Source organism: Komagataeibacter oboediens (assembly GCF_018491655.1).
Classification (GTDB): domain Bacteria; phylum Pseudomonadota; class Alphaproteobacteria; order Acetobacterales; family Acetobacteraceae; genus Komagataeibacter; species Komagataeibacter oboediens.
In genome coordinates, this window is sequence record NZ_JABLUU010000008.1 from 1 (window position 1) to 23,351 (window position 23,351).

The 23,351-nt window shown below is 62.0% G+C and carries 18 protein-coding genes and 2 pseudogenes; 8 read left to right on the forward strand and 12 right to left on the reverse strand.

Annotated features, from left to right (window positions below):
* Nucleotides 1–124: 124 nt before the first annotated feature.
* Together HNO79_RS08420 and HNO79_RS08425 are read right to left on the reverse strand one after the other, a co-directional pair.
* Nucleotides 125–625, reverse strand: a complete 501-nt coding sequence (locus HNO79_RS08420; protein WP_048857149.1) for a phage scaffolding protein — start codon at nucleotides 623–625, stop codon at nucleotides 125–127.
* Nucleotides 626–654: 29 nt separating this feature from the next.
* Entirely contained in the window at nucleotides 655–2,067 is a 1,413-nt protein-coding gene (locus tag HNO79_RS08425) for a portal protein (RefSeq protein ID WP_214165524.1), read from the reverse strand.
* A gap of 115 nt (nucleotides 2,068–2,182) precedes the next feature.
* Between HNO79_RS08425 and HNO79_RS08430 the strand changes: the two genes are divergently transcribed.
* A complete protein-coding gene (locus HNO79_RS08430) occupies nucleotides 2,183–2,812 on the forward strand; it encodes a DUF2726 domain-containing protein (protein ID WP_214165525.1) in 630 nt (209 codons plus the stop codon).
* A 191-nt stretch (nucleotides 2,813–3,003) separates the two neighbouring features.
* On the opposite strand, the pseudogene HNO79_RS08435 reads toward HNO79_RS08430, so the two are convergent.
* Nucleotides 3,004–4,280, reverse strand: a pseudogene (locus tag HNO79_RS08435) (phage terminase large subunit).
* Between the two features lie 151 nt (nucleotides 4,281–4,431).
* A complete protein-coding gene (locus HNO79_RS08440) occupies nucleotides 4,432–4,830 on the reverse strand; it encodes a terminase small subunit-like protein (protein WP_048857146.1) in 399 nt (132 codons plus the stop codon).
* A gap of 336 nt (nucleotides 4,831–5,166) precedes the next feature.
* On the opposite strand from HNO79_RS08440, the pseudogene HNO79_RS08445 reads away from it, so the two are divergent.
* Both HNO79_RS08445 and HNO79_RS08450 read left to right on the forward strand, forming a co-directional pair.
* A pseudogene (locus HNO79_RS08445) lies at nucleotides 5,167–5,831 on the forward strand (integrase core domain-containing protein).
* A 440-nt stretch (nucleotides 5,832–6,271) separates the two neighbouring features.
* A complete protein-coding gene (locus HNO79_RS08450) occupies nucleotides 6,272–10,300 on the forward strand; it encodes an NACHT domain-containing protein (RefSeq protein WP_214165526.1) in 4,029 nt (1,342 codons plus the stop codon).
* Between the two features lie 164 nt (nucleotides 10,301–10,464).
* Here HNO79_RS08450 and HNO79_RS08455 read toward each other — a convergent pair whose 3' ends face one another.
* From HNO79_RS08455 to HNO79_RS08490, 8 genes are all read right to left on the reverse strand, one after another.
* Nucleotides 10,465–11,544, reverse strand: coding sequence for a hypothetical protein (locus HNO79_RS08455; RefSeq protein WP_214165527.1), 1,080 nt, complete (start codon nucleotides 11,542–11,544; stop codon nucleotides 10,465–10,467).
* A 131-nt stretch (nucleotides 11,545–11,675) separates the two neighbouring features.
* Nucleotides 11,676–12,347 (reverse strand): hypothetical protein, encoded by a 672-nt coding sequence (locus HNO79_RS08460; RefSeq protein WP_200409233.1) that lies wholly within the window; start codon nucleotides 12,345–12,347, stop codon nucleotides 11,676–11,678.
* A gap of 137 nt (nucleotides 12,348–12,484) precedes the next feature.
* On the reverse strand, nucleotides 12,485–13,600 hold the full coding sequence (locus HNO79_RS08465) for a DMT family transporter (RefSeq protein WP_214165528.1): 1,116 nt from the start codon (nucleotides 13,598–13,600) through the stop codon (nucleotides 12,485–12,487).
* A gap of 185 nt (nucleotides 13,601–13,785) precedes the next feature.
* On the reverse strand, nucleotides 13,786–14,364 hold the full coding sequence (locus tag HNO79_RS08470) for a hypothetical protein (protein WP_214165529.1): 579 nt from the start codon (nucleotides 14,362–14,364) through the stop codon (nucleotides 13,786–13,788).
* Nucleotides 14,365–14,690: 326 nt separating this feature from the next.
* A complete protein-coding gene (locus tag HNO79_RS08475; protein ID WP_244987478.1) occupies nucleotides 14,691–16,088 on the reverse strand; it encodes a virulence-associated E family protein in 1,398 nt (465 codons plus the stop codon).
* Between the two features lie 97 nt (nucleotides 16,089–16,185).
* A complete protein-coding gene (locus tag HNO79_RS08480) occupies nucleotides 16,186–16,374 on the reverse strand; it encodes a hypothetical protein (RefSeq protein ID WP_214165530.1) in 189 nt (62 codons plus the stop codon).
* Between the two features lie 560 nt (nucleotides 16,375–16,934).
* Entirely contained in the window at nucleotides 16,935–17,135 is a 201-nt protein-coding gene (locus HNO79_RS08485) for a hypothetical protein (protein WP_146221651.1), read from the reverse strand.
* Nucleotides 17,136–17,663: 528 nt separating this feature from the next.
* On the reverse strand, nucleotides 17,664–18,503 hold the full coding sequence (locus HNO79_RS08490) for a bifunctional DNA primase/polymerase (RefSeq protein WP_214165531.1): 840 nt from the start codon (nucleotides 18,501–18,503) through the stop codon (nucleotides 17,664–17,666).
* Nucleotides 18,504–18,597: 94 nt separating this feature from the next.
* Here HNO79_RS08490 and HNO79_RS08495 point away from each other — a divergent pair, with 94 nt between their 5' ends.
* The 5 genes from HNO79_RS08495 (at nucleotide 18,598) to HNO79_RS08515 (ending at nucleotide 23,349) form a co-directional block, all read left to right on the forward strand.
* Nucleotides 18,598–19,566 (forward strand): helix-turn-helix domain-containing protein, encoded by a 969-nt coding sequence (locus tag HNO79_RS08495; RefSeq protein ID WP_010514957.1) that lies wholly within the window; start codon nucleotides 18,598–18,600, stop codon nucleotides 19,564–19,566.
* Between the two features lie 510 nt (nucleotides 19,567–20,076).
* A complete protein-coding gene (locus HNO79_RS08500) occupies nucleotides 20,077–20,664 on the forward strand; it encodes a YceI family protein (protein WP_010514959.1) in 588 nt (195 codons plus the stop codon).
* 26 nt (nucleotides 20,665–20,690) lie between these two features.
* Complete coding sequence (locus HNO79_RS08505; protein ID WP_048855975.1) at nucleotides 20,691–21,119, forward strand: DOPA 4,5-dioxygenase family protein; 429 nt, start codon at nucleotides 20,691–20,693, stop codon at nucleotides 21,117–21,119.
* A gap of 144 nt (nucleotides 21,120–21,263) precedes the next feature.
* Nucleotides 21,264–21,908, forward strand: a complete 645-nt coding sequence (locus tag HNO79_RS08510) for an EcsC family protein (RefSeq protein WP_214165532.1) — start codon at nucleotides 21,264–21,266, stop codon at nucleotides 21,906–21,908.
* A gap of 181 nt (nucleotides 21,909–22,089) precedes the next feature.
* A complete protein-coding gene (locus tag HNO79_RS08515; protein WP_214165533.1) occupies nucleotides 22,090–23,349 on the forward strand; it encodes an AAA family ATPase in 1,260 nt (419 codons plus the stop codon).
* Nucleotides 23,350–23,351: the final 2 nt, after the last annotated feature.

A 23,351-nucleotide genomic window follows, 5' to 3' on the forward strand; every position in this document is an offset into this window, starting at 1 on the left:
CGGTTCCGCCACTGGCCGGTCAGGCCACATGAACAGGTCATGCTGAAACCCGCGCGGACCATGATCAGTCAGGATCCGCGCGGTTCATGCAGTCCGGGCGGGGCATGGCATCCCGGCCATGGTCCTATGTCGCGACCGGCCAGCGTAGGCCGGCCGCGCTGGCTGCCGCCCTGACATCCCGCGCGCCTGCCGTGCGGGCATCGAACGGGGCGGGATCGCCCGCACGTGGCGCCGGGCCGGATGCGGTGGTGCCTGTGGCCGCGCCGGACGCGGGCCGGGGCGTGGTGAACAGGTAGGCACGGCTTTCACGTGCGGCTTCCATAATCGTGTCCAGCCCCTGCGGCGCACCATCTTCGGACAGTGTGACGGCGGACAGGTCCACCAGACGCACCACATCGGCAGGCTCCACCGCGCCCATGCGGGCGGCCATGGCGCGGGCTTCGGCACGGATCACGGCACGGCTGGCGCGGGTGCGGGCCGTTGTGGCCTGTTCCGTGGCGCGGGCAAGGTCGGCCTCCAGCGTGGCGCGGGCCTGCACGGCATCGTCACGTTCGGCGCGCAGGGCGGCCAGTTCGCGGCGCATCGTGTCCATGTCGGGGGTTTCGGGAACGCTTGATCGGGTCATGTCGTGCTTCCTTCAGAACAGGGGAAAAATCAGCTCGGGCTTTCGGCCCCGATACGCGCCCATTCCGCATGGGGGCCGGGCGTGCCCGCGCGGGCGGCCAGGATCACGCACGCCGTCTGCCGCGACAGGAAGCCGCCGCGCACCGCCGTATCCAGCCCCTGCGCCAGTTGCGCCAGATCGGCCTCCGTTCCCGCGAAATAGGGCGGCCACTGCAATGCCAGCCCATCGGCCTGCAACCCCGCGTAATCGCGCCCGCCAATGCGCAGGCCGCCGGCAATAACATGGGAAAACGCGCACACCATGCGGTACAGCGCCAGCAGCCCGTATTCGCCATATGACAGGCGCATCCGGTCCGCCAGCCACAGCAGGGGCTGGTACAGCAGTTCCATCGCACGACCCGACGTGGGGGCACCCAGCCGGTCGGCCTGCGCGCGGTTGCCGTGGATCTGCTCCATCACGCTGGCGCGCAGTTCGCGGTAATGGTCGCGCATCGCACCCGCCGCGTCACCATTGATTTCCAGCAGCTTGGCATCCCCATCCAGCGGCAGGGTCAGGGCGGATGCCGCGCCCCCTGATGACGCGGGCGACCCGTCCGCATACGGGTCGGGTCCCGCGCGGATCACCAGCCTTGGGTCGGCGCTGTATTTCAGCCCCCGCCCGGATTGCGACAGCAGGTAATCGCATTCGATCACCGTATCGATAGCGGGGGCAAAGGTGCATGGCCCGTCCACCACGCCGGGAGCGGCCAGGTTGGCCATCCACACCCACGGCACGAACCCCAGCCCGTGGTGCGTGCTGCGCGTGGGATCGACCTGCACGGGCAGGCCGGTATCGACCCGTCGGGGCACGTAAACGTGGCAGTCCGCGCGGTCCCATATGCGCAGCCACCAGAATATGGCTGTCGCATCATCGGGGCCAACCTGCCACCCCTGCCCCGCCAGCGTGGCGCCCGTGACCTTGTAGCATTCGCGCATGCATGCAAGTTCGCCCGTGCCATCCCGGTGCGGGGTCAGGTACAGCGTGTCATGCACCGCAAAACGCAGGCGGCGGTCCACCGCTTCCACCAGCACGGCCACCGACCCGACCGACCCGCGCGTTGCGGCATCGATCATAAGGGCCGGCAGCGCGGTGTCCGCCGCCACCTGCGCCAGAACGCCCGGCACGGCGGGGTCGGCCGCAACCGTGGTGGGCCAGTGCGATGCACCGAACAGCAGCGATACCGCGTCATCCACCACCGCGCGGCACATGTTGGTGCGCACCGACGGCCTGCGCTGCGACAGGGGAATGTATTCCCCCGCCCCGTTATATTCGGTGCCGAACGGGTTGGGGATGGCGTCGTACTGCGTGCCGTCCAGCACGCGGGCCAGTGCGGCAAGCGCATGGGCGCGCGCGGGCAGGTCCGGGTCGCGGGGGTAGGTTTTCCTCAGTTCCTGCCAGTCCATGCTGTCTCTCCGGTGTAATGGGCAAGGGGATGCGGATTTGGTGGTGATGCGGTGGCAAAACCGCGATAGACAGGCGGCCGTGGGGCACATGACCGTGCGGAGAAGGAAAAAGAAAATGGATATCAGTCACCTGCTGCTGACCCCGGTGCGCCTGGCGGTGGAAATTGGTGTGGTTGGCGCGGCCATTGCGGTGGTTGTGGGCGCGTGGCGCAGGCGGCATGGCCATCCGCCCGCACTCCCCCCTTTCCCGCCCGCGCAGCAGCCTGCCCCCGCGCCACCGCCCGCACCCGTACCCGCGCCGGTGGCAGATGCGGGGTTTGACGTGCCGGTTTCCATGACCGATTACGACTGGGCGGTGCGGCTGTATCAGCCCACGGCCCTGCTGTCGGGGTGGGAGCGGCGCGTGCTGTCCACGCTGGTGGCGCAGGTGCCGCGTGGTTATTACGTCTGCCCGCAGGTGCGGCTGGCCGATTTCATCGTGCCGCGCGGACCGGATCGTGACGCCAACCGGCATGCGTTTTTCAAGATCGCCTCCAAATCCATCGACTTCGTGGTGACGCATGTACAAAGCGGCACCGTGGTACTGGGCATCGAACTGGATGATGGCACCCACGCCCACCCCGAACGCCAGTACCGCGACGAGCTGGTTGATGCTGCCTTCGCCCATATCGGCATTCCGCTGCTGCGCTTTTCACCCGGCGGGCGGGTGGATATCAGCGGGTATTTCCGCGCAGCCGCGGTATGATCCGGTCCGCCCGGTTCTGGAATAAGGAAAAAATAAAAGTTTTCGGGTACCATATTTCTTCAAAAAGGCGTCGTTCTTCAAAGTATTTCAGCAAAAGGCTCACCAGAACCGTCTTTATTATTTCCATATATTGCAAAACTGACCCTTCAGGCAGTCCATAACGGATCGGGATACGGACTGGGTAACCACCCTTACCGCCCCAGTGTAAACCGCGTTGGCACCCATCGCGCCGGGGCTGCGGGCGGTGTGGACAGCATGAGGTCACTCAGCGCCCAGACCAGTGCATCCGCCCGGTCGGGGGAATGCGGGCCGTGGTAGCCACTGGCGGAAAACTGGCACAACTGTTCCTCCAGCGTGGCAAAGCTGCCGTAATGGGTCACGCGGCCCTGTTCATACAGCGCGGCCACAGGCTCGGCACGCGCGGCCTTGCCCCGGCTGGCGGTCACCATGCGCAGGGGGGCATTGGGGTTGATGCCGCGCAACGTGGCCTCGACCAGTGCACCGCCAAAATTATGCTCGGCCACGATCCGCTCCGCGCCCCAGTCCATTTGCGCCTGCAATGCCGCGCGCGCCCACCCCGCCGGGCTGTCCCGCCGTGACAGGTCGGCCAGCACATGCCCGTTCCCGCCCGCATCCACGCCACACACGACAATGCCGATTTCGTCCGACCGCGTATCCTCCGGCCCTGAACAGCCCGACGGGTCCACCGCCACGACAATGCGGCGCATCGTCGCGGCCACGCGGCCACGGGTTGCGGGGGTGATGGCGGCCGCACGGCGAAAATCCTCCATCCGCCACAACGCGCCATCCACCGCCTGCTGATATTCCCCCAGCATGAAGCGCCTGCGCTCACGTTCCGGCAGGGCCTCAAGCTGCGCCATGTATTCGGGTGACAGGTTGGCGCGGTTGCCGTCGGGGTTCAGGCGCATGGTGGCGTAACGCGCGCGGTCCAGCGGCGCGCCGGATGTCGGGTCCACCCCGTCCTCAAACACGCGGTACAGCCAGTGCGCGGTGGTGGGCGGGTTGGCGTCGATATATTCCTTCAGCGCAAGGGGCGATTTCTGCGCCAGCCGCGTCAGCAGCATGTTGCGCGCGCCATAGGTGATCTGGCTAGCTTCGTTCAGGTAAACGGTGGCGAATTCCAGTCCCAGTATCTTTTCCGTCCGGTCCTCATCATCCAGCCCGCCGAACAGGATGGCCGACGCGTTGGGCATCTCCACCGTCCAGTCGGTGCGCGACAGTGCCCACGGCACGGTGGGAAAACACCGCCGCATGACGGTGGGAAACGTATCGGCCAGGACGGTGGCCCGGAGCGCGTTCAGCCGGTGGCGGAATTGCCGTGCCGCGTGCCCGCCGCCTTCAGTGCGCGGATTACCACCGCGCGTACCAGCACGAACGTCTTGCCCGACCGCGCGCCACCGCGCAGCAGGATATGGGTTGCGGGACCGCCCAGCAGCCGGTTGGCCATACGCTGGTCCGGTGTCAGGCTGAAGGCGTGTTTCAAAAGCCTGCCCCCTGAAAGTAAGAAAAAGTTTTTGGTGAAGCTTTTTTCAAAAAGCTTTGAAGAACACCGCCTTTTTGAAAAAAAGGCGGCACCCGGAAACTTCTATTCTGTTTTTTTACAGGTCCGCATCATCGGTCGTGATCGTGATGGCAATGGTGTTCCCCCCTTCCCGCCGGTCAGCGGGCGGCCGCAGGCGGGTTGCGACCCACATCCGTGCCTCCATGCGCAGCTTCATGGCGGGCACGTCGTCACGGCCGGTGGCGCGGTCGGCTATGGTTATGATTTCCTCGGCCAGCGTATCGGCTGCCGCTTCCCGCGCGGTGGCATACAGCGCGCGAAAGGCCGCATTGTCGCGCAGCCAGCGAAACACCGTGGCCCGGTGCGGCATGGCCGGATCATTACAGATCGCGCGCAGGCTGTGCCCATCAGCCAGCCGGGTGCAGATTTCCTCCGCCAGCCTGCGGCTGTACGCCCCGCGCCGCGCGCCCGGTATGGCGGGTTCGGGCATGGTCATCCTTCCCTGTTATCCGGCGGACATGAAAACGCCCGGGCTGCCGTGCGGGGCAGTCCGGGCGCGGTTGTGTCATGATAGGGCTGTTATCGTGAGAAACCGCGCAGGTGGGAAGCGGTTTGTTCTGCCCGCCGGCTGTTGCGGGGGAAAGCGGAAGGTCGGCTACTGGGCCACACGCAGGTGCAGACCACCGCACAGTATGCCCACCTCAAGACCGATCCAATTTGGAGCACGGCAGATAAGATAGCCATGACAATTGCGAGTGCATTTCTTGCTACTTAGGTGTTTAGTCTCGGGGTTTGATGGTGTTGTAGTTTCACGCGAGTGGAAGGAAGCATTATGGGACAGATACGTCATGGGAGCGCCACGACCACGCACGCCGTGCGAGCGGCAATACAGCGATCGCAGGCTTCGCTCACGGCGCTGAGCGAGGCGTTCGGGATCAATCCGAAAACGGTGGCGAAGTGGCGGAAGCGTCAGACTGTCGAGGATCAGAAGACAGGCCCCAAAGAGCCGCGCTCAACGGTTCTGTCCGAGACTGACGAAGCGATGATCGTGGCCTTTCGTCGGTACACCTTCGCGAATATCTTCTGCGCATCGTCCCTTATCGGGTTCATACCATCCTGACGGACAATGGCATCCAGTTCGCTGAACACCCCCGCAACCGGGGCACGGCATGGTCACGTTCCATGCGTTTCGACATGATCTGCGAGGCCAACGGGATCGAGCATCGCCTGACAAAACCCAATCACCCCTGGAGCAATGGTCAGGTCGAGCGAATGAACCGCACGATCAAGGAAGCAACGGTCAAACGCTTCCATTACGACAGCCATGAGCAGTTGAGGACGCACCTCAATGACTTCATCGCCGCGTATAATTTCGGGCGACGGCTCAAGACACTCAAAGGCCTCACACCCTATGAATACATCTGCAAGATATGGACTTCAGAGCCAGAACGATTCATCATCAACCCAACCCATCAAATCCCGGGACTAAACATCTAGGACTGTGTTCGACCGAGATCCCGCCACACCGGATGCCGATACGTTCGGAAACCTATGGGAATGACGCCTTTGCGGGGGAGAGCAGAATGTCGGCTATAGGGAAGAAACAACCGAAAGCAGACAGTCGCCACACTCACGCTTATGATGACCTCGCGTTCTCGCTCCGCCATAAGCAGCGTATGCGCTTGGCCCATTGACTAATGGTGAGCCTGCACATTGTCGCTCAGATTATAGCCACTGACGAAGTCGAGCCATTGGTCCGCTTCGAGCGCCTCTATGATGTGCTGCAAGCCACTGAACATTTGCCCGACGGGAATTAGAGGATCGTAATCGATCATCTTGGCTAGGTCGCGACCCAAGAAGCAGGCCTGTTAAGCGGTCGAGGTATCACATGGATGCTGTGCGTTGATTGAAAAAGTAGAAATGATTAAATTAATATCATGGCGGATGTGACACCAATTACTGATATTAACCGGAGGTTGAAGCGCGAAGATCCCGCTACGCACTCGTCGATCATCATCGATCAGGCAGCGATCCTTGATCTTGATGGTCCCGTCATCATCCTTGGTGATCCGGGCATAGGCAAGAGCATGCTGGCGCAGAAAATCGGGCAAAAGGCCGGCTTCTTCTATGTCCGCGCATCAAGTTTTGTGCGGAATGCTCAGCCTGAACGCGTGATCCCCAACGGCAAATGTCTTGTCATTGATGGTCTGGATGAGATCGCGTCTGCGGGCGACGGCGTTGATGCCATCCTCGGCCAACTGTCGAAGCTGGGCCATCCCCGCTTCATTCTGTCAAGCCGCGAAGTCGACTGGCGTGGGGCGGCCGATCGAATCAAGATTGAGGATGACTATGGGCGCGCCCCGACCATCCTTCATTTACTGGCGTTCAACCACAATGACGCGACTCACTTCCTTCGTCGTAGTTTTCCTTCTGTAGATGCCGAGAGCGTTCTCACCCATCTCGCGCACCGTGGCCTTGATGAGATTTACAAGAATCCATTGACGTTGCGGCTGATCGGAGAGGTAGCGGCGAGTGATGAGGCGCTGCCGACCAGTCGTGCGCAATTGCTTGATCGCGCCTGCCAGCTGCTCGTGCAGGAAGATAATCCCCGCCATCAGGACGCCGACCGTGCGCACGCCACATCCGAGAAACTCCTTCTCGCCGCCGGTGCCTATGCCGCCACCCAAATACTGTGTGACATTGCGGGACTGTTCAATGGTCCGGTAAGCAAGACTCCCGGTGACTGCGTCCACGTCAGAAGCATTGCCGCACACCTGCATGCCGAAGCAATCGAAGTCGCGCTCCAGACTAGGCTGTTCGAAGCAGAAAGCAGCCAGCGTTTTCATCTCCTGCATCGGGTCATCGCCGAGTATCTCGGCGCGAAGTGGCTCGCGCACTGTTTCCAGTCCGGCATGTCGGAACGGCGGCTCTTCTCGTTGTTCGGCCAAGGCCACGGCGTACCGACATCGTTACGTGGGTTACACGCCTGGATGGCTCATTTCGATGATACGCTAGCAGAGGTCTGTGTTGCCGCAGATCCCTATGCTGTGTTGCGCTATGGGGATGCCGAGACGGTGCCCGTCCATATCGCGCGCCGTCTACTCGGCGCCCTAGCTTCGCTGTCCAATCGTGACCCGTTTTTCCGCGCGGAAGATTGGGGGCGGCATCCGGCAAGCGGTCTCATGCGTACCGAACTTAAGGACGATATCCTGACTCTGATCGGAACACCCGATCAACACATGCAGCTCACGCTGCTGCTTGTCGAGGCGATGGCGGGAAGCAAGCTCACTGCGATGTTGGAGCCGGAATTGCGCGCGATGATGCTCGACAAGGCGCGTACCTACAGCGTGCGTCACCGCGCCGCCGACGCGCTGCGCGTAATGCGCCGGATCGACAATCCCGCCGAGGCAATCGAACATCTACTGGCGCAAGGGGGTGAAGATGATCTGCGGCTGGCCTGGGATTTGTTGTATGATCTTGGGCTAGATACCGTCGCGAGGGATCTGGCCGTCCGTAAGTTCTATGCGCATCTCGACGTCACGGTCAGCAACGCTGCTCAGAGTGACGACAAATATGTACGTCTCAACGGGAGATCGATCGAGGCATTGACGAGCACTCAACTGGAAGAGCTGCTTGACGTAGTTCAGAATTATGGTGAGCGAATGATCAGTAAAAGTGGTCATTGGTATAAGTGGCAAGCTGTCGATCTAGTACATCGCGCCGGGCTTTGCGCATTGACGACTAATCCCGGGATGGCCGCGGCTGATATCTGGCGACGGCTGTCTTGGGTTGGTAACACCCCATACCGTAAACTAGAGTCGACCAAAGCGCTCACAAAATGGTTCAGCCTACACCCGGCGGTTCGGCGCGCGGTTCAGAGCTATGTCGTTTTCGACGCCGGCTACGAGCATATCTACCGCGCTACCGATGACCTCGACTATTGCGGTCTGGACCTCAAGCCAAATGCGAATGAGGTCATTGCGCTGATTGAGGAGTTCGGTCGTCGCCTCGGAGACACAGCAACGGACCTGAAAATGCTAGAAGAACTTGTCCAGCTCGTACCACGCGGAAACGTTAATGCCGCGACTGTACGGCAGGCTGCAGCCAAAATAGGAAATGGCGCGCCCAAATTTATGGCGAGGCTCGATGAGTGGTCGAAGCAGCCTGTCCATAAACGGCAAACTGAACGCGAAGCGGTTGATCAGGAACGCGAAGCTCAGCGGACTGCAGACCAGCAAACATTACGCGACACACTTGCCAAGGATCTTTCATCGGTCGACTTGGGCACACCGAACCTGTTGCATGATGCGGCCTGCATTTATCTGGGCAAACGCACGGACCTTTGTTCGGGCTTAAGCTTTGGAGCACGGCCAGAAACGCGCTTAACGAATGTGTTAGGGGCAGAACTCAGCGAGCGGGTGATGCAGGGCTTTATGGCCAGCTGCGACCGTAATGACACGCCGTCCGCGCGCGATATTGTCGAGATGCGCCTTGACCGTAAGACCTATTCTGTCGCGCTTGTCTTTGTGTGCGGGGTGGTCGAACTGCTGCGGCGCGGCCTTAGTGTTGATCATCTGACGGTCGAAGTGCGCGAGGCAGCGTTCATGGCAGTGCGGCGGATAAGGATTTTACATTGCATCGACTTAACGCCGCTTGAAAATGCCGTGCTTTACGATGATTTTACAATCGAACGCTTCTTTCGCACGTCGATCGAGCCGCAACTCCAACGCAAGAAAATCGACATAGAGGATCTCTCTTTTCTCGACAGGGATCCGCGCTGGCGGCCCTTAGCGGGGAGGCTGGCGGTGGAGTGGTTGGAACGTTTTCCGTCTCTTCCGACAACGGTCTTGGAGAAACTACTCGACCAAGCGACCCGCCATGCCAATCCGGTTGAACTGCAGTCTCTGGCGCGTAAATTCCGCAGCCGCCGGTATTTCCGCAGAACGAAATTGGCATGGCTCGCGCTCGATTTTCTGGTCGATTTCGGTGCAACCTACGACATGCTAGTGAAAGTTGCGGCGGATAATCCCGATTTTCTCTGGTGTATTAGAGACCGCGTCTCCTGCAGATGGGGCGATGAAGATCAACGGCTTTCGGTCGCCCAGTACCAGTTTATTGTCGAGCGTTTCAGCCATGCCTGGCCGCAAACCTCGCATCCGCAGGTCGGCTCGAACGGAAATACCAATCCTTGGGATGCGACAGCGATAATCGAGAACTGCGGCTACGCTATTGGCGGCGACCCGTCGCGCGATGCGACCACCGCGCTCGAACATCTGATCGCCGTTGTCGATCCGAGCTACCTTGATCCATTGCGGCATGCCTTGGCGCTTCAGCTGCGTGTGCGGCGCGATTCGGAGTTCACGCCGATGTCGGTTGAGGGTTTCACCGCCGTCGTCAGCGGCGGGCTGCCGTCGACGATTGACGATATGCGGGCATTTTTTGGCGACCGCATCATAGCCCTCGACGACCGGATGCACTCAACAGCAACCGACATGTGGGAAGCCTATTGGAACGGCGCGAAACCACGCGACGAGAATTTCTGCCGCAACCGCCTGATCGAACATATCTCCGGCCAGTTGCCTGACGCAATCCGCTTCGTACCGGAAATGTACATGCCACAGCAGAAGCGCGCGGACATTGCCGCGATCCTCGGTGGCATTGGTCTGCCGGTCGAGATTAAGGGGCAATGGCACCCCAAAGTCTGGACCGCGCCGGTCGAGCAGCTTGCTGCACGTTATCTGCATGATTGGCATGCCGAGGGCCGGGGCGCATACATCGTCCTGTGGTTCGGCGATCTGCCGGGAAAGAATCTGCCCGTCCATCCTGACGGGTTGGCACGACCGAAGACCCCGGATGACCTTAGGACGATGCTCATCGACCGTCTGCCCGAGAATCTCCGCGATGTGATCGATGTCTATGTCGTCGATGTCTCGCGACCTGATAAAAAAGTATCCCCGAGCGTATGATCAATCCCGACTTTTCAGAGCGCAGCCATGGAGGTTTGAGTGGCCCACGATCATGTCGGCTTTCGTGAGGCTCAGCTTAGCGTTTTTATGTCCGGGTTGAAGGCGACACCTGCCATCCGTTTTCCCATATCAACCTTGGGCGGCAACGCCGCCAGCAACAGTATTTATGGTCCTGCGCCCTGCCGGCCCGGTATGTCCTGCACAACATCAAATACAACATCCGTATACGCGCGCTGACAGTACCGGAATCCCGTCAGCGCAGACACCACCTCCACCGGAATATCGAAATAGAAATCCAGCATGCCGGGCGGATAGCCACTTTCGGTTTCCTCGCGGTCCATCGCGGCAATGGTTTCGTGTAACGCTGCGGGCGGGGTGCCGGTTATGGTCAGGTCGTGCGGGCCTGCGGCCTGTCCATGGTGGCTTACGGTCCAGATCTGCGTGCCGTCATGGTAGAAACTGGCGGCGCTTTCATACCGGCGTTCATCCACGGTGCAGGTTGCAATGGTGGCGCCTGCGGAATACGCCGCCAGCCGTGCTTCATGCGCCCGCGCCATGGCCGGGTCGTTGCACACCACCACCGTCCACCCATCGGGCAGGCTGGTGATGGACGTGGGCGCGGGGCGGGCATCGTCCTGTGGCGTGCCGGTATCCGTCAGGCCCATGCGGGCGCACACGGTGGCGCGGTCGATGCCGTGAAACGCGAACGCCGTGACCGCATACCCCGCCGGACGGGGCGGGCAGGTTTCGCGTATGTGGAACCGCAGGCGGATGGGCGGAAAGATGTCCTGCGTGCCCTCGGTCACCTGTGCGGGGGCGAAGGTCACGCCCGCCTCCCCCACGCGGTAGGGATAGACGATATTTTCCGCCGTGCCGTCGCGGTGGGCGCACATGATGACGGCGGCCTGTACCGGCCCGTCGCCACCGGGCAGCAGCACGGTGCAGTTGGCAGCCACAGCCGCCGCCCGCGCGCCCGTCCGCAATGCCGCGTCCTGCACCGCGTCGCGCGCGCGGTCCAGCTGTATGGCGCTGTCGGCCTGCGCGTTTGGCGCGGCCACCGTCCCGATCACACCCAGATAACGGCCCGGCGCCATGACCGCGCCAAACGGGGCGAACACGCCCTGCGCCGCCAGTAGCCGCTCCACCTCGGGCCGCAGGTGGGCGGCAAGGCGGTCAAAATCCCGCCGCGGCGTGGCCAGCCAGTCCGGCAGGTCGGTTTCGGCCCAGCCCGCATACCCATCCATGTCCCGCCTCTCCTCCCCATGCCGGTTGCCGGGCATGATGGGTGGCGGGGGGCTGGCGTGTCAATCCGGCCCGGCCGTGCGCGGCCTCCCGGCCTGAAACGGGCCCGCGCCGATGGGGTGGTCGTGGCGCGTCAGTGCCCCATGAACAGCCGGCTGCCCAGTGTGAAGGCACCAGCCAGCAGGACCAGCATGCTGCCAAGTGTGGCCCACAGTTGCGCGGGCTTCAGCGATGACAGGATCTGCCCGATCGTCATGTCGGCGGGATTGGCCGTGGCGGTGGCCTGTGCTGCCGCCTGCTGCTTTTGGGCCTGTTTTTCCGCAATCTTCTTTTTCCACGCATCAAACATATCGTTGAAAGACACGTTTACGAACGAATCCGTGGTGAACGGGAACGGAATGGGCAGCACGATCCAGTCATAGGGTTCCAGCAGCCCTTCCTGCCGCACGCCTTCTTCCATAACGACAAACACCGGCAGTCCCTTGCAGTACGCCATGCCGGCCTCGATCTGGTTCCACGGCGTGGTCAGCTTCACGTCCTTCAGGGCACGTTCGTTCTTGCCGCCCCGCCGTTCCGTGCCGGATTCAATATAGACCCGTTCTTCGGCAATGATCATCGCGCCGACGGATTCATTTATGGTCTGGATGATTTCCTTCAGCGGGGCTTCCGCCGCGAAGCGCGTCCGGCCCACGGTCTGGGGTTCAAAGCCTGCATCACGAAGCTTCTGTTCAATCGCTTCGATAAATTTTTCCTGGGCCTCGGTTGATGGGGAACCGGCGCTGACGAAAATCTTGGGCTTGTCCACTATCTCAATTCTCTTCCGCAATGAATGTCCTGATCAGATCATTCCCCTATACCGGTCACCATGTCGGGAGGGAACGGCAAAAGGCCGGACATGCCATGATTTCGCCATAATACCGTCGCCCCCCGCTCCCGGCGGGGTCAGGCGGCGTGGGTATGCCCGTCCGGCCCGTGCGTGTGGTCCGGGTCGTGGGAATGGCCGTCCCCGTCATGGTCGTGGCGGTGATGCAGGTCGGGGTAATGCGGATGGCTGTGGACCAGCCGGGTGTGCACGTGGTGGTGGGTGTGCGGTTCGCCCACCGGGTCATCGGGGCCGTGTTCGTGCTGGTGGTGTTCGTCATGCACATGGCGGTGGGTATGGGCCATGACCGTGTGCTCGTGTTCATGGTCGTGGCGTTCGCTCAGATGCAGCCACAGCCCCACGGCCATGAACGCGCCCGCGACAGCCAGCCGCCCCAGGTCATGCGCGTGGAACAGCACGACCGACACCACCGCCCCGATAAACGGGGCCAGCGCGAAATACGCCCCCGTACGCGCCGCCCCCAGGTGGCGCAGCCCCAGCATGAACGCCACAAGGCTGACGCCATAGCCAAGGAAACCGATACCCCCTGCCGCCGCCACCACGGCGGCACCCGGCATGCGGGCATGCTGCAGCACAAGGGCCGCGCACAGGTTGACGCTGCCCGCCACCACGCCCTTCAGCATGGCGATGCGCACCGGGTCGGCAGCCGACAGCCTGCCGCTGAGGTTGTTGTCAATGCCCCAGCACACGCATGCCGCGATGATGTAAAGCGCCCCGGGCGCAACCGCCGCGTGCCCCTGCCATGACAGCACGCCCGCCCCCAGCACGATGCACGCGGCACCCACAAGCAGCCTGCGGTCCACGTTTTCGCGAAACACCACCCATGCGATCAGCAGGGTGGCGATGCTTTCCATATTCAGCAGCAGCGACGCGCTGGCCGCGTCGCTGCGCGCAAGGCCGGCCATAAGCAGCAGCGGCCCCGCCACCCCGCTCGTGGCAATCACACCCAGCAGGCACGGCAGGTCGGCGCGCGTCAGTGGTGCCTCGTCATGACTGGGCAGCCGCAATGCCGCACGCGCCCCCAGCACCACCGCCAGCCCCAGGCCGGAGCCAAGATACAGCAGCCCCGCCGCCATCTGTGCCGACATATCCCCCAGCAGCAGCTTGGCAAATGGCGTGCTGGCCCCGAACAGCACGGCAGACAGCAGGGCAAGGACAAGACCGGTTCTGTTCATTCCCTCCCCATACCACATCACCGGCCTGTATCACGACCTTTAGCCAACAGCCCCGGACAGGCGCCGCGTTTTGCCAGCACAGGCGGCAGCCTGCGAGGTATCCGGAAAAAAGCATGACCGGCCACATCCGTCAGGGTCATGCTGTTCCGTTACCGGACGGAAACGGCACGCGGCACGCCCGTTCGTCACCACCGTTCATGCAGGATATCCAGCGCCATGTGCAGCGTGCGGATGCGCGTGCCGGGGGCTTCGTCCATGCCGCATACGTCGCACACCACCCGTGCGCGCGCGGGGGTCAGCAGCGACAGGGCGCGGTCCATGGCGCGGCGGGCGTGGACGCTGGCCTCCGTGTCCTCCATCGTGCCACCACCGCCCGCGCCGGTATGGGGGGTGTAGCGCTGCACCAGCCGCCCGCCCCGCGTGGCGCGCCGCCATATGGCCCGGAACCGCAGGCCCGCCGCGTGCTGGTCTGCCGTCAGGGCGGCATTGGCGCGGTAAAACAGCCGGTCCAGCATGCAGGTGTCGCGCGTCAGGCGCACGGCCTGCGGCCGGGTGCGCGGGGCCAGTTCCATGCGGGTGGTCTCCACACCGCGCGCGCGGGCGGCGGGACCGTCGGCCCCCATGTCGGGTTTCAGCCCCATGGCGATGTCACGCGCGGCAAGGCGCGCACGCCGGTCGGCACGCAGCAGGGCGGCCACGCGGCGGCGTTCCCCATCGGGGGTGGTACGGGGGGCATCCGGGGTACGGGGCTGCGGTACGGGCATGGCGTTTCCTGTGCGGTCTGTATGATATTTTCATACTAACCGGCACGCATGCAGGCAGCACGCCCGCGCGTGCCCCAGCGCCGCCGGGCATGGGGTACGCCGGGCATGGCCTGCGGGCCACGGCAATCCTGCCATCCCGTGCGGGCGTGCCCCTGTTCCCACCGTACCCCATGAAATGGGAAATGATATAAGGAAGGAGGGTATATAGGGGGCCGTCAGGGTTTGGGGGGTTATGGGGTACGGTGGGAACACACACCGTCATGCGCATGGGCCGGGGTCGCCTTTTCGGGCAGAGGCGGTGCCTCCCCTGCCCCCACGCGGACGGATCAGGGCGCGACCCACACCCATTGCGGATCCCCGCCAAGGCGCAGCCTGCGCCGGGTCCAGCCAAGGCTGCGCAGCAGGGTGGCCACGCGGTTCTGCGCCGCGCGGTCCTGCCGGTCGCGTGGCAGGCCAAGGGCCAGGTGCAGCACATCGGCCATGCGCACATGTGGCGCCGACCGCATGCGCAGCCACATGGTCACGGGCGTGCGCCACGGGTCGTCATGCATGCGGTCGTCCTGCGCGCGGCGGGCGGTGGCGCCCACGGCGTCATCATCCAGCCACAGGGGCACGGGGGATGTGGCCTCCATATGGTCGGCTTCCGCCCATAGCTGCGCGCGCCACGTGGCCACCCACGCCACATCGGCATGCCGGCATGCGATGGGCCAGTAGCGGCGGTTGCCCGTGGGGTCGGTCAGGTACTCGGCTTCGTTGGTGGTCCCGGCGAAAACGCACTGGCGCGGGCGGCTGACCTCGAACGCGCCATAGGTGGGGCGGTACCGGTCATGCTGGCGGCTGAAAAAGGCCTTGGCGTCGCGCAGGGTGCTGCGGCCCAGCGCCTGCAGCTCCGCCATTTCCACCCCCCATACACCCAGCAGCCCCTGTGCCGCATCCTTCTCCCCCAGGTCGCGCGGCAGGTCGTCCTTGAACCACGCCGCCCCGAACAGGGTGGACAGCAGGCGGCTCTTGCCCATGCCCTGACGCCCCTCCAGCACGGGCACGTAATCGAACTTGCACCCCGGCTGGCGCACCCGGCGCACGGCGGCGCACAGGAAACGCGTACCCACGGCACCGTGATAGGCATCGGGCGTGCAGCCCAGCGCGGAATGCAGCCATGTATCCAGCCGGGGCACGCCGTCCCACCGCAACCCGTCCAGCCATTCGCGCACGGGGTGCGTGCGGCACATCCCCGCGACGGTGCGGCACGCCTGATCAGCCACCGCGCGGCCAACCGGCAGGTCATAGGCGCGCTGCAGGTAGGCCTGCACCAGTCCCACATCCACGTCCTCCATGCCACGGGGATAGGGTCCGGGCAGGTCCGGCGCGCCGGCATAGGGCGGCGGCGGGGCACGGGTGATGATATGACGGCAGCTGAATTCGTCCCACGCCACCATTCCGCGCAGCCGCGCGTCATGCCCCAGCAGCACAAGGCAGTTGCTGAGCGACGGCACCACCCGTCCCCCCGCCCCACGGACCAGCAGGTCCATCCACGCGGTGGCAACGGGGGCGGCAGGGTGATCTTGCATGCGCAACGGGCCTTCTGGTCTGGGGGCGACGGCGGGACGGCCCACGGGACCCCGGCGGCCCGCACCATGCAGCGCCCGCCCCGAACCCGCCCGCCCGCCGCTGCCCGCGTGGGTGGCGGGCAGGATAATGCGCAGGGGTGCAGGTGGCGTGCGCAATCATTCGATGGCGCAATGCATCCCCGCGCCCTGCCCGCGGAACCCCACCAGACACATACAGGCGGCACGGAGCCGGAGCGAAAGCCACCCCGGATATTCAGTCGCGCCGCGCAGGTAGCCCGCAGCGCGCGTGCAGTCGGTCACATGCCGGCCTGCACCACGGGCCATCATCCGACCGGACATGGACCAATGACACGCGCACCGCCGCATGGAGGGAGAGGCCACGCCCCCGATGGCCAGCTACGTCAGGCAGGAACCCGCCACGACGTGCGGGACGGCTGGTCATATGCCGGACCCGCACTACGGTCAGCCATCCGAACGGGTATTGACCAGCGACGGGTGCAACGTAGCGTGTGACCTGACCGGCCCATGCCTCCACCGATCTCCGGCAGCGTCGAGAAAAATCGGCCACACGGTACGGGACGACCGCTCATGTAACGGACCCGCGCCAGAGCCAGCCACCTGAACATGTACGGGACAATAGACGCAGCGCCACATGGGGCAGGAACGGGGGGCCATGCCTCCCCGGCGATGTCCGGCATGCTGGAATGAACCGGCCACGGCGTGTGGAATGGCTGGTCACGTGCCGGACCAGTACCACAGCCAGTTACCCGGATCGGGGCGGCCACATACTGCCACCCCACGGGACCGGGCGTATGTCGCCCCATGCCGGGCGCCGGGCCGTGAACCGTAACGGATGGTATGTCCGGTAAACAACGCGCCGCACTGCCTGCCGCGCGGGGGCGGGACAGGCGGTGCGGCGCGATGATCCGCCCTGCATGCAGCATGGCGGCATGTGACCCGGTCAGTATCCGTGCAGATGCTGAACGGTCCGGACGGGGCGTGTTACCCTGCGTTGCCTTCCGGGATCGGGCATGGCGAACGGCGTGGCCGGTCATCCTGCGCCAGAGAGAGGATCCGGTTATTCAGCGCATCCACTTCCGCCAGCAGGGCGTAAATCACATCAACAGCAAATTTGTTGTTCTTGGTACATACATCGATCGCCAGTCGGATGGCGGACGGATCAAGACATTCGCCCCTGTTCAAATGGAAAGGCGTATGTCCGTTCGGGAATACTTGCTGCAGGACCATCTTCAGGCTCCTTTTACCAGATCATTAACTTTCCATACCCACCAACGATCTTCCGGAAATGGATATGAAATTACAAGTAAAAAAAGCGCGTATAATGATGTTATATAGAGTTATATGAAACGGATATGTCGGTAACCATTCATAAATATTCATTTCAGGTGCAGTTTATGGAAAGGACTATATTCCTTCTATTCTTTTCACAACCACGATCCTGCCTGTCAACGGGCGCAAAATGGGCCCGTCTGTGGCCCGGATGACACAGTGAGCGATGTGGATAACCCGATCCGGGACATACGCGCCGACCCGACTATTACGCATGCGGACCGCCCTGATGGCTGCCGCACGGAAACGGCCGCAGCCCGTGCAGGGCCGATTCCCGGCACCCATCATGGTTGCGTTCACAGGTTTCACGAATGGAAATGGGGCAGGCACCGGATGACACGCCCTCCGCATGACGGGCGGGCATGTGTGACCCCTACCATGTCAAGGTAGTGCCCTACCGGTCGGGCGTGGGTTGCGCAGCCCCGCGTTCAGGCCCGAGCGGATGGTGGCGCGGGCTTCGGGCATGGGTATATGCCGACGCTGTGCGGCATGTAACAGCGTATCGCGGGCCTGCGTAAGATCCATCATCCCTGCCCCGCACCACCGGCCCAGCGTATAGGCACGCGCGTTGAGCGTGGTGTTGGCCATGCCCGGCGGCGCGTCGCATACGGCATGCAGCGCGCGCATCAGCACGCCGGGCGCGCGGTCGGCCACCATGCGGGGCGCGGGCGTGACGGCAGGGTCCGGCGCGGGGGCCAGCAGCCGGGCCAGCCAGCGCGGAATGGGTGGCGGCGGAACCTCCCACGGGGGGACGCGCCATGTATAGGCCCCGCCCGTAGCCGGGTGCGTGCCCGGCGGGATGGTCACCGCCTGCCGCCCCCGGTGCGGGTCCAGTCCCGGCGCGGGATATCCCGCCTGCCCGCGCAGGGGCTCGCCATCATGGCGGAAGAACAGGACCGCGCCACCCGACCCGCCGGTGCGCGTCATGGGACGTGGCGGCAGCGGGCCATGGCGGCGCACAAGGGCGGACAGGGCCGCCACCCCATCGGCCGCATGCGTGCCGGGGCGGTCAACATCCAGCGCGAACAGGCCGGACGGCCCGCACACCACCCGCCACCCACAACCGGGCCAGCGCGCGGCCCAGCGTGCGAGGGTGTCGGGACAGGTGGTGGCGTGGTCCACCGCACCGCGAAAACATGCGGCCCGCGATCCCGCCCGCACCGGCAGGACATGCCAGCCCATGCGGGCCACGCGCAGCAAATCGGGCGGAATGGTGTGCATGCGCGGGTTGTATGGGACATATCCCAGTACGTCAAGCAGAAATGGGATATATCCCCTCTACACAGGCCCACCGGATTATGGGACAGTTCCCATTATGGAGACACGATCCCCCGCCGCCGCCGAGATCGAGCGCCGCATGGCGCTGCTGAACCTCAATAAAAAGCGCCTTGCCGAACTGGCGGGCCTGAACGAAACCTACGTGCATGACATCCTGCGTGGCAAGTCACGCAACCCCGGTGGCGACCGGCTGGAAAAAGTGGCCGCCGTGCTGGGCTGCACCGCCAGCGACCTGCTGCGCGGGGGGGCTGCGGGCGGGTCGGGCACGGCGGCGCTGCGGCTGAAGGCGCTGCGGGAACGCGCGGGCTATACCGTGCGCGGGCTGGCGCGCGACCTGGGGCTGGGGGAAAAGTTTTCCAGCTACGCCTTTTATGAAAACAAGCTGAAGAAGGATTACATCCCGGTTGAGCTGGTGCGCAAGCTGGTGCCGCTGCTGACCGACCGGGGCGATCCCCCCATTGCCGCCAGCGAGGTCTGGGCCCTGTGCGGTATCGTGCCGGGGGCGACCGACCTGAACGAAAGCATCCGCCGCGCCGAACGCGCCGCCATGCCCATGCAGGCCGATGACGGGGCGATCACGGTACATGAATACGACATCTCCCCGCAGGCCGGCGCCGGCGCGATCGTGGATCATACCGCCTGTGGCGATGGGGAAGGCCACCCCACGCTGGAATCCTGGCGCATTCCGCGCGACTTCATCCGCAACTACCTGCCGGACACGGCGGGCCTTGCGATCATCCGGGTTGCGGGCAATTCGATGGAGCCGGAATTCGCCGCGGGCGACCGGGTTCTGGTCGATACCGGCCACCGCGTCCCCTCGCCCGACGGGGTGTACGTGCTGTGGAACGGCATGGGCGTGGTGATCAAGCAGCTGATGCTGGTGCCCAATTCCCGCCCGCCGCGCATCCGTATCATAAGCGTCAACCCCACCTATCCCGTGGATGAGGTCGATGCATCCGACCTGGTGATCAACGGCCGGGTGGTGGGCAAGTGGGTGTGGAAATAGGCACACCCACCCCGGACGTGGCGGACAGCATGCCGGTTTACAGACAGCGGCGGAAAACACCGACATGCCGAAAAAACCGGCATCCCTTACCATTCCGCAGGCGGTCTGAACGGATATATCCGGCAATCATACGGACGTGTCCGGGCGGGCCTGAGGCTTCGGAAGGCGTTGCCTGTGTGGAAAAAGGTGACGCGCGACAGCTTTTCCTGTTTCTGGCAACACCTTGAACATGTGCGGATGCCGCATCTGGTGGCTCATGCGTAAAATGGAATGCATCCCCCATGCACCAGCCAGAATGGAACAGCGCACGGTCCGGCCCCATGCCCGCTGCCCATGCCGGACCGGCGCCATCGTCCCGCCTGCCCTTTCCCCCGTCCCCTGCCCTACTGACGCCGCATTCGCGCATTAGGCACGCATCCGTTCCCCGCCGCCCGGATGCGTCATGCCTGCTGCCCCCACACCACGCCACAACCCCACGCCCCCATGGGCGTTAGCCCGGTCATGACAGACATGATCCCCCGCCCCGTCCGCCTGCCCGCCATGGCCGTGCTTGGCATGGCCCTTCTGGCCCCCCATTCCGCCCGGGCCGAAAGCCAGCACCTGACCCTGACCCCCGCCAACACCACCGTGCTGCTGCATGCCGACAGCGTGGTGGGCGCGATGGAGGGGCAGTTCGCCAAGGTGTCCGGCACGCTGGACTACGACCTGTCGCGCCAGACCTGCCATGTGGACCTGACCATGGACGCCACCAGCGTGCACATGGACACCATAGTCGAACGCAAGGCCGCGAAATCGGGCAACATGCTGGACAGCGACCGGTTCCCCACCACGCATTATGTGGGCGACTGCAGCCCCCGCGTGGTGAAGGGGCAGGTCCTCTCCCGCATGGTTGGCCGCCTGACCATGCGCGGGCAGACCCACCCCATGACATTTGACACGCAGATGGTCTTTACCGGCAACACCCTGACCATGCTGGACAGCACCGGCACGTTCGATGGCCGCCAGTGGGGCATGTCCACCATGCTGCATACCGTAAAACCCCGCATGCGCACCGAAACGCGCATCACCCTGCCCGCCACCCCGGCCGCCCACGGCTGACATTTACCCCACAGGAAGCGCGCCCCATGACCGACCAGACGACTACCCCCCGGACGATTGACGAAATCACCAGCTACCACGCCCATGTCTATTTCGATGGCGCAGCCACCCGCGACACGGCCGCCCGCCTGCGTGACCAGATTGCCGACCGCTTTGCCGTCCGTCTGGGCCGGTGGCACGATGTAGCGGTCGGCCCGCATGTGGCCCCGATGTACCAGGTGGCGTTCGGCACGAACCTGTTCGCGACGCTGGTGCCTTGGCTCATGCTGAACCATGCCGGACTGAGCATCCTGATCCACCCCGGCACCACCAACCCGCGCCGCGACCACATGCGCGACAGCATGTGGATCGGCCGCCCCCGCGCCCTGCTGTCCGACCGGCTGCCCGAACATACGTTCGAACCCGACGGCGTGGGCGAAATCAACACCCACCCCGATGGCAGCGCCATGGTGTAACCCGCCCGGACATGCCGCAGGCCACCGCCACCCCGCGGCGCATTCACGCCCCGCATGCCAGCGCCCCACGCATGCCTGCATGATGGCAGGACTGTTTATCTTTTCGTGTTTCCATAGTACCTGATCGTTTTTTGTGGGAATACAATGGCAGGCGAACACCACGGTCAGGACCCGTCCTTTCTCCGCTTCCTTGAATGGGCGTATCAGGCGTCTGTCCATGGCGTGGGTAGAACCGGCACGGCGCAGGACATGGCGCGCACCTACCTTGCGCGCCACGGTAATGACCCCCACCGCGCCGCGCGCGCCCTGATCCGCTGGCAGAACACCAAGGCCGCGACGGCGGGGTTCATAAGCGGCCTGGGCGGCCTTGCCACGCTGCCCGTCGCCCTGCCCGCCAATGTCGCGGGCGTGCTGTATGTGCAGGTGCGCATGATTACCGCCATCGCCGCCATGGGCGGCCACGATATCCATGACCCGGCGGTAAAGGCGGCCTGTCTGGCCTGCCTGTCGGAAGTGGGGATGGAGGAAGTGGCCAAGAACATCGGCCTGTCCCTTGCCGGGTCCACCGTCGTGAACAACCTTGGCAACCGCATGGCGGCCGAGGCCAAGAAACACCTTGCCCGCCACGCCCTGCACGCGGTTGCCGCACGTGGGCTGGCGCACACCGCCGCCATCGTGCCCGTCCTGGGCGGCGTGATTGGCGGCACGTTTGACGGCCTGAAAACCAACCGCATCGGCCGTGCAGCCATCCGCAGTTTCATTGTAAAACATATGGCCTCGCTCAGTTGATGACTATAAAGAGCAAGCGTTTTACGATTCTACGATACGTTATTTTTAAATAAATCCCGAAGTGTATAAAACTTATTTATTTAAAAATTTTATATTTCAGTATTTATTAATAAATATTGTTGTATTGTATTTTTAAATTTATTTTTTACCATGAACGGCATGTAACAACAAGGATCATGAAATGCTAGAAGTATTGGCACGGAACTATAGAGGTTTTAAAGATATACGGGAGAGAATAAACAAAGTTATTTTCTTAGTTGGAGACAACTCTTCAGGAAAAAGTTCATTCTCGTACTTGGTAAATTATATAATAAACTCTGAGTTGCGGTTTAATCCGCACTTAGATACAATGTCACATTCAGAAGAATATGATTTTTTCTCTCCTTTTTTTGATTACAACGATGTTACAATCGGCTTTAAGTTGTGCAAAGGAGAAGACATATACTTTAAATTTATTACTATTAAAAAGCCTAGAATATACGAAAAGCCTAAAATTTCAAAAGCTACATTTATACACAATAAAGATGCTTATGTATTAAAAAATGTCTCAGGGCATGCGAATATAAAATATTTAAAAAATAAAGAAAAAATAGAAAATATTGACGACGCTTATATAATACATGATTTAAATTCTGGATTTAAGAAAACGTCCGTAAAACTTGGTGGAATGAATGTAAATGACAACAACATAGTAGTCGAATCTTTATTTGATTTGGATTCAAAAAAAGATTATGCTAAAAAATTTATTATTTCGTTTGGTAGCACCATATTAGATAACTTTAGATTAATATCTCCTCTTCGAGCAAATCCATCTGTTTATTATGAATATAATTCCCGAATAGAAAAGACAGGAGAACATTTTGCTTCAATGATGTATAGAATGTTCAACAATCCAAGGACAAAAAAAGAGGGAAGATTTATAATAAATAAGTTTGGAAAGGAAAGTGGTCTTTTTGAAGATGTTAATGTTGAAAGAATGTCTAAGAATGTAGAAGACTCGCCCATAGTACTTTCTGTTGAAAGGAATGGGAATAATTTTATGTTACCTCAACTTGGGTTTGGGGTATCCCAGTCTCTGCCAATTATAACTGAATGCGCCCTATCTATTGTCTTAAAAAGATCCAATATGAGTTTTGGCATACAACAACCAGAACTGCATCTCCATCCTAAAGCTCAAGCTGCATTTGGGGATTTCATATTTTATTGTGCTTCAAAAGATCTTGGGATGATAATAGAGACGCACAGTGACTTTATAATAGATCGATTTAAAATTGCTCTACGCGATTCCGAAAAAAAAGTAGAATCTCGGATACTGTTTTTTCAATCGACAGAAAAAGAAAATAAAATACATAATATTGAAATATCTGAAGATGGTTGTCTAGGAACTTATCCTGATGCGTATAGAGATTTCTTTATAAAAGAATATATAAAGACGATATGAGG

What these genes read in the sequence shown, in the direction of transcription:
- HNO79_RS08420 (WP_048857149.1), bottom strand. Translation starts at nt 625, where the DNA reads ATGACCCGATCAAGCGTTCCCGAAACCCCCGACATGGACACGATGCGC.
- HNO79_RS08425 (WP_214165524.1), bottom strand. Translation starts at nt 2,067, where the DNA reads ATGGACTGGCAGGAACTGAGGAAAACCTACCCCCGCGACCCGGACCTG.
- HNO79_RS08430 (WP_214165525.1), top strand. Translation starts at nt 2,183, where the DNA reads ATGGATATCAGTCACCTGCTGCTGACCCCGGTGCGCCTGGCGGTGGAA.
- HNO79_RS08440 (WP_048857146.1), bottom strand. Translation starts at nt 4,830, where the DNA reads ATGACCATGCCCGAACCCGCCATACCGGGCGCGCGGCGCGGGGCGTAC.
- HNO79_RS08450 (WP_214165526.1), top strand. Translation starts at nt 6,272, where the DNA reads ATGGCGGATGTGACACCAATTACTGATATTAACCGGAGGTTGAAGCGC.
- HNO79_RS08455 (WP_214165527.1), bottom strand. Translation starts at nt 11,544, where the DNA reads ATGGATGGGTATGCGGGCTGGGCCGAAACCGACCTGCCGGACTGGCTG.
- HNO79_RS08465 (WP_214165528.1), bottom strand. Translation starts at nt 13,600, where the DNA reads ATGAACAGAACCGGTCTTGTCCTTGCCCTGCTGTCTGCCGTGCTGTTC.
- HNO79_RS08470 (WP_214165529.1), bottom strand. Translation starts at nt 14,364, where the DNA reads ATGCCCGTACCGCAGCCCCGTACCCCGGATGCCCCCCGTACCACCCCC.
- HNO79_RS08480 (WP_214165530.1), bottom strand. Translation starts at nt 16,374, where the DNA reads ATGACCAGCCGTCCCGCACGTCGTGGCGGGTTCCTGCCTGACGTAGCT.
- HNO79_RS08490 (WP_214165531.1), bottom strand. Translation starts at nt 18,503, where the DNA reads ATGCACACCATTCCGCCCGATTTGCTGCGCGTGGCCCGCATGGGCTGG.
- HNO79_RS08495 (WP_010514957.1), top strand. Translation starts at nt 18,598, where the DNA reads ATGGAGACACGATCCCCCGCCGCCGCCGAGATCGAGCGCCGCATGGCG.
- HNO79_RS08500 (WP_010514959.1), top strand. Translation starts at nt 20,077, where the DNA reads ATGATCCCCCGCCCCGTCCGCCTGCCCGCCATGGCCGTGCTTGGCATG.
- HNO79_RS08505 (WP_048855975.1), top strand. Translation starts at nt 20,691, where the DNA reads ATGACCGACCAGACGACTACCCCCCGGACGATTGACGAAATCACCAGC.
- HNO79_RS08510 (WP_214165532.1), top strand. Translation starts at nt 21,264, where the DNA reads ATGGCAGGCGAACACCACGGTCAGGACCCGTCCTTTCTCCGCTTCCTT.
- HNO79_RS08515 (WP_214165533.1), top strand. Translation starts at nt 22,090, where the DNA reads ATGCTAGAAGTATTGGCACGGAACTATAGAGGTTTTAAAGATATACGG.